The sequence below is a fragment of the Falsiroseomonas sp. genome (assembly GCF_051860665.1).
In the GTDB taxonomy this organism is placed as follows: Bacteria; Pseudomonadota; Alphaproteobacteria; order Acetobacterales; family Acetobacteraceae; genus Falsiroseomonas.
The window spans coordinates 87,936-97,233 of sequence record NZ_JBHYDM010000015.1 but is presented as its reverse complement, the minus strand read 5'-3'; the positions used below and the strand labels follow the sequence as shown (position 1 = coordinate 97,233).

At 73.5% G+C, this 9,298-nt stretch carries 10 protein-coding genes; 2 read left to right on the top strand and 8 right to left on the bottom strand.

The window, feature by feature from the left end; all coding sequences use genetic code 11:
• Positions 1-177: 177 nt before the first annotated feature.
• On the top strand, positions 178-423 hold the full coding sequence (locus ACTIF1_RS16380; RefSeq protein WP_439597516.1) for a hypothetical protein: 246 nt from the start codon (positions 178-180) through the stop codon (positions 421-423).
• 2 nt (positions 424-425) lie between these two features.
• Here ACTIF1_RS16380 and ACTIF1_RS16375 read toward each other — a convergent pair whose 3' ends face one another.
• The 3 genes from ACTIF1_RS16375 to ACTIF1_RS16365 are packed head-to-tail and all read right to left on the bottom strand — an operon-like array spanning position 426 to position 3,426.
• Positions 426-917 carry a GNAT family N-acetyltransferase gene (locus ACTIF1_RS16375; protein ID WP_439597515.1) on the bottom strand — a complete coding sequence of 164 codons (492 nt, stop codon included), beginning with the start codon at positions 915-917 and terminating at the stop codon, positions 426-428.
• Positions 914-2,497: a GMC family oxidoreductase gene (locus ACTIF1_RS16370; RefSeq protein WP_439597514.1), complete on the bottom strand. Its 1,584-nt coding sequence runs from the start codon at positions 2,495-2,497 to the stop codon at positions 914-916. Before ACTIF1_RS16370 ends, ACTIF1_RS16375 begins: the two co-directional genes overlap by 4 nt.
• A complete protein-coding gene (locus tag ACTIF1_RS16365) occupies positions 2,494-3,426 on the bottom strand; it encodes a LysR family transcriptional regulator (RefSeq protein WP_439597513.1) in 933 nt (310 codons plus the stop codon). The genes ACTIF1_RS16370 and ACTIF1_RS16365 overlap by 4 nt, the downstream gene beginning before the upstream one ends.
• Positions 3,427-3,570: 144 nt before the next feature.
• Here ACTIF1_RS16365 and ACTIF1_RS16360 point away from each other — a divergent pair, with 144 nt between their 5' ends.
• Positions 3,571-4,011, top strand: coding sequence for a DoxX family protein (locus tag ACTIF1_RS16360; RefSeq protein ID WP_439597512.1), 441 nt, complete (start codon positions 3,571-3,573; stop codon positions 4,009-4,011).
• Positions 4,012-4,065: 54 nt separating this feature from the next.
• On the opposite strand, the gene ACTIF1_RS16355 is transcribed toward ACTIF1_RS16360, so the two are convergent.
• The 5 genes from ACTIF1_RS16355 to ACTIF1_RS16335 all read right to left on the bottom strand — a co-directional run bounded on the left by ACTIF1_RS16355 (position 4,066) and on the right by ACTIF1_RS16335 (position 9,281).
• Positions 4,066-4,569 carry a hypothetical protein gene (locus tag ACTIF1_RS16355; protein WP_439597511.1) on the bottom strand — a complete coding sequence of 168 codons (504 nt, stop codon included), beginning with the start codon at positions 4,567-4,569 and terminating at the stop codon, positions 4,066-4,068.
• 158 nt (positions 4,570-4,727) lie between these two features.
• Positions 4,728-5,528: an acyltransferase gene (locus ACTIF1_RS16350; RefSeq protein ID WP_439597510.1), complete on the bottom strand. Its 801-nt coding sequence runs from the start codon at positions 5,526-5,528 to the stop codon at positions 4,728-4,730.
• A gap of 11 nt (positions 5,529-5,539) precedes the next feature.
• Positions 5,540-5,986: a dUTP diphosphatase gene (dut, locus tag ACTIF1_RS16345; protein WP_439597509.1), complete on the bottom strand. Its 447-nt coding sequence runs from the start codon at positions 5,984-5,986 to the stop codon at positions 5,540-5,542.
• Positions 5,987-7,162, bottom strand: coding sequence for a bifunctional phosphopantothenoylcysteine decarboxylase/phosphopantothenate--cysteine ligase CoaBC (coaBC, locus tag ACTIF1_RS16340; protein ID WP_439597508.1), 1,176 nt, complete (start codon positions 7,160-7,162; stop codon positions 5,987-5,989).
• A 106-nt stretch (positions 7,163-7,268) separates the two neighbouring features.
• Positions 7,269-9,281, bottom strand: a complete 2,013-nt coding sequence (locus tag ACTIF1_RS16335) for a DUF4139 domain-containing protein (protein WP_439597507.1) — start codon at positions 9,279-9,281, stop codon at positions 7,269-7,271.
• Positions 9,282-9,298 lie beyond the last annotated feature (17 nt).

Below are 9,298 nucleotides of genomic sequence, written 5' to 3'. Positions count from 1 at the left end.
GGGCCGCCCGGGCGGCGGCCGGCGGCGCCGCGGCGGGTCGCGGCTTGCGCGGTGCGCGGAGCGGGGGGGTGGCGACGGGGCGGGGCACGCCGCCACCTTAGCCCGGACCGGCCGCCCCTTGCAGCCGGCCTCGGCATCGGCCGGATTGGAGCTCACCTCGGCGATGGCCATGACAACGTGGATGGCGGCGCGGGCACGGATACGCTGCGGCTGGAGGATACCGGCATCCTGGATGCGCAGCAGCTTCTGTCGATGATCGAGCTGGAGCCGCGCTCCGCCCAGCCGCAGATCCTGCCCGATGGCCGGCTCTCCGTCGCCGGGGTGATCGGCAGCATCACCATCCACGGCGAGACGATCACCCTGCGCAACATGGAGTTCATCGAGCTGGGTGACTACGAGTACGTGGAGGGCCGGCGGAGCTGAGCTCAGCCAAGCCGCTTCTGCAGCAGCACCAGGTCCAGCCAGCGGCCGAATTTGCGGCCGACCTCCAGCATCCGGCCGGTCTCGACGAAGCCGGCGCGCAGATGCAGGGCGATGGAGGCGGCATTGCCGGCCTCCACCGCGCCGACCATCACATGGCGCCCCTGCGCCCTGGCCTCTGCCTCGAGCGCCGCCAGAAGCTGCGCGCCGATGCCCTGGCGATGCGCGGCGGGATCGACATAGACCGAATGCTCCACCGTGGCGTCGTAGCCGGCGAAGGGGCGGAAGGGGCCGTAGCTGGCAAAGCCCCGCACCGCATCGCCGCGCCGCGCCACCAGCACCGGCAGGCCGGCCGCGCGGCGTGCGGCGAACCAGGCCTGGCGGGTCTCCAGCGTCTCCGGCTGCAGGTGCCAGACGGCGGTGGTCTCGGCGATGGCCTGGTTGATGAGGGCGAGGATCGCGGGCAGGTCGGCCTCGGTCGCCTCGGTGATGGTCATGCATCCTCCAGGATCAGGCCGGCCGCCTTGTGCGCCACGGCCAGCACAGTCGCATTGATGTTGCAGACCGGGATATCGGGGAAGACCGAGGCATCCACCACGCGCAGCCCGGCCACCCCGCGCAGCCGCAGGCGCGGGTCGAGCGGTGCGCCCTCGCCGCCCATCCGCACCGTGCCGCAGGGGTGGTAGACGGTGCCACCGGTCTGCTGGGCGAAGCGGATCAGCGCCTCCTCCGACTCCACGCCGGGTCCCGGCCGCACCTCCTCCGTCACGATGCCGGCCAGCGGCGGGGCCGCCATCCAGCGCCGGGCGAGGCGGATGCCGCGGGCGATGGCGGCGCGGTCCGCCGCCTCCGTCAGGAAGCGCGGCGCGATGACCGGGGCGCGGGCCGGATCGGGCGAGGCGAGGGTGATGCTGCCGCGCGACTGCGGCCGGCATTGCCAGACGCCGATGGTCAGGCCGGGCGCGGCCTCCGGCACGCCGATGCGGCCCTCGGCCCAGGAGAGGGGGCCGCCATTGAGCTGGATATCCGGCGCCTCCAGCCCCGGCTCTGTCTTGGCAAAGACGCCGAACATGCCGGGCGACCAGGTCAGCACGCCATCGCCGCGCGCCAGCCAGCGCGCCACCTCCAGCGCCAGGCGCGGCCAGGTGATGCGGCGATTGGCGGACCAGCGGTGATCGGCCAGACGCCAGGTCAGGCGGGCGATATAGTGGTCCTGCAGGTTCCGGCCGATGCCGGGGATGTTCTGGTGCACGGCGATAGCGTGCTCGGCCAGATGCGCCGCCGGGCCGAGTCCCGAGAGCATGAGCAGATGCGGGCTGCCGATGGCGCCGGCCGAGAGAATCACTTCGCGCCGCGCCGCAACCACCTGCTCGGTGCCGCCGCGGCGGATTTTTACGCCGGTGGCGCGGCCTTCCTGCATTTCGATCCGCAGCGCCAGGGCGTTCTCGAACAGCGCCACACCGCGGGCCAAGGCGGGCTTGAGAAAAGCCGTCGCGGCGGAATGCCGGCGGCGGCCGTTTCGCGTCTGCTGGAAGGTGGAAAAACCCTCGCGCAGCGGGCCGTTCATGTCGCGCGGCGTGGGCAGGCCGATGGCGGCGGCGGCCTCTCGCATCTTTGCCACCAGCGGCGGCAACTCCGCCAGGTGCTGCACATGCAGCGCGCCGGCGCGGCCGCGATGCGGGCCCGTCTCCTCGGCACGCTCATAGGCGGCAAAATGCGGCGCGAGATCGGCCCAGGACCAGCCCGCACAGCCCTTCTGGGCCCAGAGGTCGTAGTCCGAGGGGTCGCCCCAGACATGCCCCAGCCCGTTGATCGCGGAGGACCCGCCCAGCACCCGCCCGCGCGGATAGTCCAGCGCCCGGTTGCCGGTGGCGGCATCCGGGGCGGTGCGAAAACCCCAGGTCAGGGCGGTGTGGGTCAGGATGCGGGCATAGCCGGCGGGGATGTGGAGGTAGGGGTGGCGGTCCCGCCCGCCGGCCTCGATGACGGCGACGCTGGCGCCCGAGGCGGAAAGACGGTCGGCCATCAGGCAGCCCGCGCTGCCGGCGCCGACAATGACGTAGTCAAACGCCGTCACGCACCCACACCCGGCACCGGCCCCACCTCCCGCGCCACCGCCAGCATCGAACGGCGCAGCCAGGCATGGCCGGGATCGGCCTCGAAGCGGCGATGGAAGATCATGGACAGCCGCGTGTGCTTGAACTCCACCGGGCAGGGCCGCAGCGCCAGGCCATAGGTCTCCGCCATGCGCTGCGCCAGCCGGGCGGAGAGCGACATCACCATGTCCGTCCGCGCGAGGATCTCGGGCACCGCGCCCAGATGGGCGACGACGGCGCCGAGGCGGCGGGGGAACCCTGCCTCCCGCAAGGGCCCGTCCAGCGCGCCGTCGCGTGAGCCGTTGGGCGAATGCAGCAGATGCGGGAAGGCGGTGAAGCGTTCGAGAGTCAGCGGTCCCTCGGCCAGGGGATGCCCGGCGCGGACGAGGGTCAGGAAATTCTCGGGCAGCAGGCGGACGCGGGTATAGAGCGCCGGCGGGTCCGGCAGCACGGCGACCGCCAGCTCCGCCTCCCCCTTCGCCAGCAGGTCCAGCGCATTGGTGCGGTCCGCATGGCGCACGGCGAGCAGGGCCCGCGGCGCTTCCTGGTGCATCTGCTCCAGCAGCGGCGGCACCAGCACGCTCTCGGCATATTCGGACAGTGCCACGGTGAAGACGCGGTCCGTGGTGGCGGGGTCGAAGGGCGCGTGGTCGGCGAGCGTTGTGCGCAGCCGGTCCAGCACCTCCGCCACCGGGCCGGCGAGGGACAGGGCGAGCGCCGTGGGCTCCACCCCGCCGGGGCGGCGCAGGAAGAGCTCGTCATTCAGCGCGGCGCGCAGCCGGGCCAGGGCATTGGAGACGGCGGGCTGCGACAGGTTCAGCTTTTCCGCCGCATGGGTGACGTGACGCTCCCGCGCCACCGCGTCGAAGACGCGGAGCAGGTTGAGGTCGAGGGTCTGCAGGTCAGCCAAGGTCGGCATCCGGGAGGTTGGGGACGCGCATCATTTATGGTGGTGATGATGGCTGTTCCATCCCCGCGTTGGAAGCTGGCACCGTTGCGGGGCCATAACCCCGGCCACACCGGGCCCATGCGGCCCGCACGGATCGGAGAGACGATGATGACCCTCGATGTGCGCACCACCACCCCCTACGCCGCGCTGCTACTGCGCGTCAGCATGGGGGTCCTGTTCCTGGCCCATGGCCTGCTGCTGAAGATCATGACCTTCGGCTTCGCCGGCACGATGGGCTTCTTCGGCTCCCTCGGCTATCCGCCGGTCTTCGGCGCGATCGTGGCGGTGGCGGAGACGCTGGCCGGCATCGCGCTGATCCTCGGCGTCTGGGTGCGGCCGGTGGCCCTGCTGGCCCTGCCGATCATGATCGGCGCCACGCTGCAGCACCTGGGCAATGGCTGGATCTTCAGCGCCCGCGGCGGCGGCTGGGAATTCCCGGCCTTCTGGACCGTGCTGCTGCTGGTGCAGGCGGGCCTCGGCGCCGGGGCCCATGCGCTGGACCTCGGCCGGCTGACGGGCCGCGGGGCGGTCGCCGCCCGGGCCTGAAAGCCCTCGCCTGATACGGCCGCCGCGGGGCAACCCGCGGCGGCTTTTTTCGTGTCAGCCTACCGTGGTGCCGAGGCGCTGCCGCTCCAGCTCCGCCAGCGCCGCGTCGCGCTCGGCCTCCAGCGCGCGGGTATTGGTGGCGCAGGCATCCGGGCCGATGACGCCGCATTGCGGGGTCAGCGTCGCCAGCCTCTCGGCATGGCGCCGGCGCGCCTCCTCCGCCCGCGCGGCGAAGAAGGCGTCGCGCTCCGCCGCCGTCGCGAATCGGCTGGGCGCCAGCTGCAGCAGGACGCTGTTGGGATAGCGCGTCATGGCGCCCGTCGCGGCATCCACCGCCAGGCCGATGACGCCGCCGAGCAGGATATTCCCCGCCGTCATGGCCTGCGCTTCCGCCACCACGGTGCGGCTGGCCGGCAGGTGGTCGGCGCGGGTGCAGGCCACCGTCAGGTCCTGGCGCGACTTCGAGACCTCCATGCTGCCCGGCGTGGCGGGGATGGTGCCGAGCAGCGCGCCCTCCCGGCTCAGGGTGCAGCTGGCGCCGGGGGGCACCGTCTCCACCGCCAGGTTCTGGCTGGTGCCGGAGGTGCGGTGGCGCAGGCCGGCAGCAGGGCGATGGACAGCAGCGCCATCAGGCGCATCAGGCGAGACATGGTCGTTCCTCTCTTGGGGAAGCGATCCATATCGTATTGGATATGATATGCCAATCCGGTTTCGCTTCAGGCCGGACCTGCCCCCGCCTCCAGCGCCGCGATGCGCCGGCGCAGCTTCTCGGCCCGCAGCAGGCGCTGCCGATGCCCTGGCGAGGCCTCGGCCTCGGCCAGCGAATCGGCGCGGACGCGGCTCCAGGTCACGTCGGTCTGCAGCATCCGCGCCGGCAGGCCGCCGGCCACGACATGCGCCGCGATCTCCCCGCTCACCACCGCGCCCTGGGCGATGATGCTGTCCCGGCCGATCCGACTGCCCTTGGAGACGCGGACATCCCGCCCGAGCCAGACGTGGTCCTCGATCAGCACATCCCGCTCCCGGTTGATGCGGGCGCCGGTGGCGCGCTGGTAGATCGCGTGCTGGTCGGAATTGGACAGGATGATGCGGGCGGAGAACATGCAGTCGTCGCCCACCAGGATCTTCCCGCCCTCGCCCTGCAGCAGCACCGTCAGGCTGCTGGCCGATGAGAAGGACCCGAAATGGAAGACATGGCCGGAGCCATGCACGCGGATCTTGCAATGGCCCGGCGTCGCATGGGCGCCGAGGAAGAGGATGTTGTCGCTGCCGTCGAACTCGATCTGGACCTTGCCCAGGCTGGCCCGGTGGCCGCAGAAGACGAAATTCGACACGCCGCCGGCCTGCGTGACGCGGGGCAGGCCGACCACCCCCTCGGAGGCGAGGATCGCATGGCCCGGCTGGTCGGTGACGCAGGCATAGGCCAGGAAGGGCTCGAAGAGCCGGCCGGCCGCGAAGGGCGCGAGCCGCGCCCAGGCGCGGCGGGCGAGCTCCGGTTGCGCCGCGCTGTCTTCCACCGCCCCTCCGCTCAGCGCGTGCCGGTCGAGCCGAAGCCGCCCGCGCCGCGCGCCGTCTCCGGCAGCACCTCCACTTCCCGGAACCGGGCGCGCACCACAGGGGCCACCACCGCCTGGGCGATGCGCATGCCGCGCTCCACGGTGAAGGCCTCGGTGCCGGCATTCATCAGGATGACCTGCAGCTCGCCGCGATAATCCTCATCCACCGTGCCGGGCGTATTGGGCATGGTGAGGCCGTGCTTCAGCGCCAGGCCGGAGCGCGGCCGCACCTGCAATTCGTGGTCCTCGGGCAGCGCGATGCAGAGCCCGGTGGGCACCAGCGCGCGGCCGCCGGGCGGGATCACCACCGGCGCGGCGACGGCGGCCAGCAGGTCCATCCCCGCCGCGCCGGGCGTGGCATAGGCGGGCAAGGGCAGCCCCTCGGCATGCGGCAGGCGGGTGACCAGGATCTCGACCATTTACGCCAATCTCTCCGCAATCCGCGCCGCAAGCCGCCGCGCCACTTCTGGCTTCGGCAGGCGGGGCCAGTCCTCCACCCCCGAATCCGTCACCAGATGCACGGCATTCTCGGCGCCGCCCATGACATCGCCGGAGACGTCATTCGCCACGATCCAGTCGCAGCCTTTTCGAATCCGCTTCTGCTGCGCATGCGGCACCACGTTTTCGGTCTCGGCGGCAAAGCCCACGACGAGGCGCGGGCGCTGCGACGGGTGCTGCGCGATGGTCGCCAGGATATCCGGGTTCAGCGCCAGCGCGATCTCGGGCGGCGGCGCGCCGGGCACCTTCTTGATCTTCTGCGCGCCGACATCGGCCGGCCGGAAATCCGCGACGGCGGCGGCGAAGACCGCGGCATCGGCCGGCAGCGCCGCCTCCACCGCCGCCAGCATGTCCCGCGCGCTTTCGATCTTCACGACGGTCACGCCGGCCGGGTCCGGCACCGCGACCGGGCCGCTCACCAGGGTGACGCGCGCGCCGAGGGCCGCCAGCGCCGCGGCGATGGCATGGCCCTGCCTGCCGCTGCTGCGATTGGCGATGTAGCGCACCGGGTCGATGCTTTCGTGAGTCGGCCCGCTGGTCACCACGACATGCCGGCCAGCCAATGGGCCCTGGTGCAGCAACGCCTCGATCGCGGCCAGGATGGCGGGCGGCTCGGCCAGCCGGCCGGGGCCGCTCTCGGGCTCCGCCATCGGCCCTTCCTCCGGCCCCACCACGGTGACGCCGCGCGCCGCCAGCGTCTTCATATTGGCGACGGTTGCCGGATGCGCCCACATGGCCGGGTTCATGGCGGGCGCCACCAGCACCGGCGCCCGCGTCGCCAGCAGGACCGTAGAGGCCAGGTCATCCGCCAGCCCGGCGGCCATCTTCGCGAGGAGGTCCGCCGAGGCCGGCGCCACCACCACCAGGTCCGGCGCGCGGGCCAGGCGGATATGGCCGATCTCGGCCTCCGCGGCCCAGAGATCGTCATGCACGCGGGTGCCCGAGATGCCGGCCAGCGCCTCCTTCGTCACGAAGCGGGCGCCGCCGGCGGTCAGGATGGGCGTCACGGCATGGCCCGCCTTGCGCGCCAGCCGCACCAGCTCCAGCGCCTTGTAGGCGGCGACGCTGCCGGAGATGATGAGGAGCAGATGGGCCATGCGCGGCAGGCTAGAGCATTTTCAAGCCAGGCGGTATCGCCTGGCGGCTCGGGAAATGCGCCGGAACAACAAGCTGGCGGCGGATCGCCGCCAGCCCGGGATGGGCTCAGCCTCCACCCCGCGTCACCACGCGCTCCGCCAGGCCGCGCCAGGCGGTCCAGGCGCGATCCGCCTCCGCCCCGCTGCGCCCGGCGGCCAGGCTGGCGGCGTTCAGCGCGCTGCGCGCGGCCTCCCGCTCCGGCCCCGTCCGATCCTCGAAGGCGCGGCGGGCGCGGGACAGCGCGGCCTCATCCGCCGCATGGGCGCGGGCGGCGGTGCGGAAGGTATCGAGCGCGCGGCGTGCGGCGCCGAAATCCTCGACCAGGGTGGCGAGGGCGGCGCGGCCGGGGGCGGTGGGCGGCAGGCGCTCCAGCAGCGTGCGCAGCGCCTCCAGCCGGTCCGTGCCGCCGGGCAGGCGGGCCATATCGCGATCCAGCGAGAGGTCGCGCCAGGCGGGCGGCAGCGGCTCCGCCAGCGCGGCGTCCCAGAGCGGGATCTGCTGCGTCGTCTCCCGCTGCCAGGCCCATTCGAGGTTGGTGGGCGCACCCTCCAGCCGCGCCTCCACGCGCTGGCCGAAATCACCCTCCGCCACCGGGGTGAAGCGCGGGGTCTCGCCGCGGCGCGCCGGCAGGTCCAGCACCAGCGTGCCGCGGGCGCCGCCTGGGTCGACGGCCAGGGTCACCGTATGCACCAGCTGCTGCGTCACCTGCACCGCGCCGCGCCGCAGGGCGACGGCGATGGGGACGCTGCTGCCGCGCTGCGCCACGCTGTATTGCACGCCCTGGTCGCGCGCGAAGGCGAGGAGGCGCGCCTCTCCCGCCGGCAGCCCGCGCAGCTCGGCATCCCCCAGGAAGCCGCCGGCCTCGGCGCCCCCGCTGCCGAAGACGGTGGCGAGGCCGCCGGGCAGGGCGTGTGGCGTGGTATTGCGCAGCCGCACCGCCTGCAGCGGATGCCGCCCGCCGAGCCCCTGGACCCACCACACCCGCTCCGCCGGCAGCCGCGCATACAGGAAGGGCACATTGGCTGTCTGGCCGGCCTGGATGGTCACCGGGTCGGCCAGGGTGAAGGCGACGCGGCCGAGCGAGGCGGCCGCGGTGGCCTGGGCCGCGGCCGGCGCGGCTTCCGCCACCGCGGCGGGCGCGGCCATCCGGGCGAGGGCGCCGGGTGGGGCGATGGGGGCCGCCGCCGGGGGCGGCGGTGGCACCGGGCGGCCGCCGGTATCGGCCTGCACCTCCACCGGGCCGCTGCCGAGGATCGGCAATTCGGGCCGTGGCAGCAGCACGGGGGAATAGAGCGCCTGGCGGAAGGCGGCGGCCTCGCCGGAGACGAGCGACAGGCGGATGCCGTCCCAGTCGGAGCCGGTGTGGTTCTCCACCACCGCCCAGCCCATCAGCCGCGCCTCCCCAGCCGCGCCGAATTCCGGCACCGAGAGGCGCCAGGAGGGTTTCCACAGCGGAGCGCCCGCCACATAGGTCAGCGCCACCTCCCGCCCCGCCGGCGCGCCGGGGCGGAGCGCCACGGCAAGCTGGCGGGTATCGGCGCTGCGGGTCTCGGCCAGGGCCTCCGCCGCGCGGGCCAGGCGGGCGGCGAGGGCCGCATCCAGCAGCCGCACCTCCTGCGCCTCCCGCAACTCGATACTGCGCAGGCCGGTGGCGGAGAGCAGGGTCAGGCGCAGTCCGTCCTTGCCTTCCGAGGCCTCGGCGATGCGGCCCTCCGTCTCTCCGACTGCGACGCGCTGGCCGCGCAGCGCGTTCAGCAGGGTGGCGCGGCTGGCGAAATCCTCGGGCCTGGCGGGCAGGCCGCGAAAGGCCTCCGCCGCCAGGTCCTGGGCGGGCAGGCGCAGGCCCTCCACCCGCCCGGCGGGGTCCGCCACGACCAGGGAGCGTAGGATATCATCCACATCGGCCAGCGGCGCGCGGAAGGTGATGGCGGGGTCATCGGCCGCCACCATTCCGCCGCGCTCGATCTGCGCCAGCCCGGCGGAGGACAGCGTCACGCCCCGCACCGGCAGCTCCGCCGCCTGGGCGGTCAGCGCCGTTGTGGCGAGCAGCAGGGCGGTGAAGGCGCGGCGTGCGGTCATCGGGCTGGGTTCCTCAT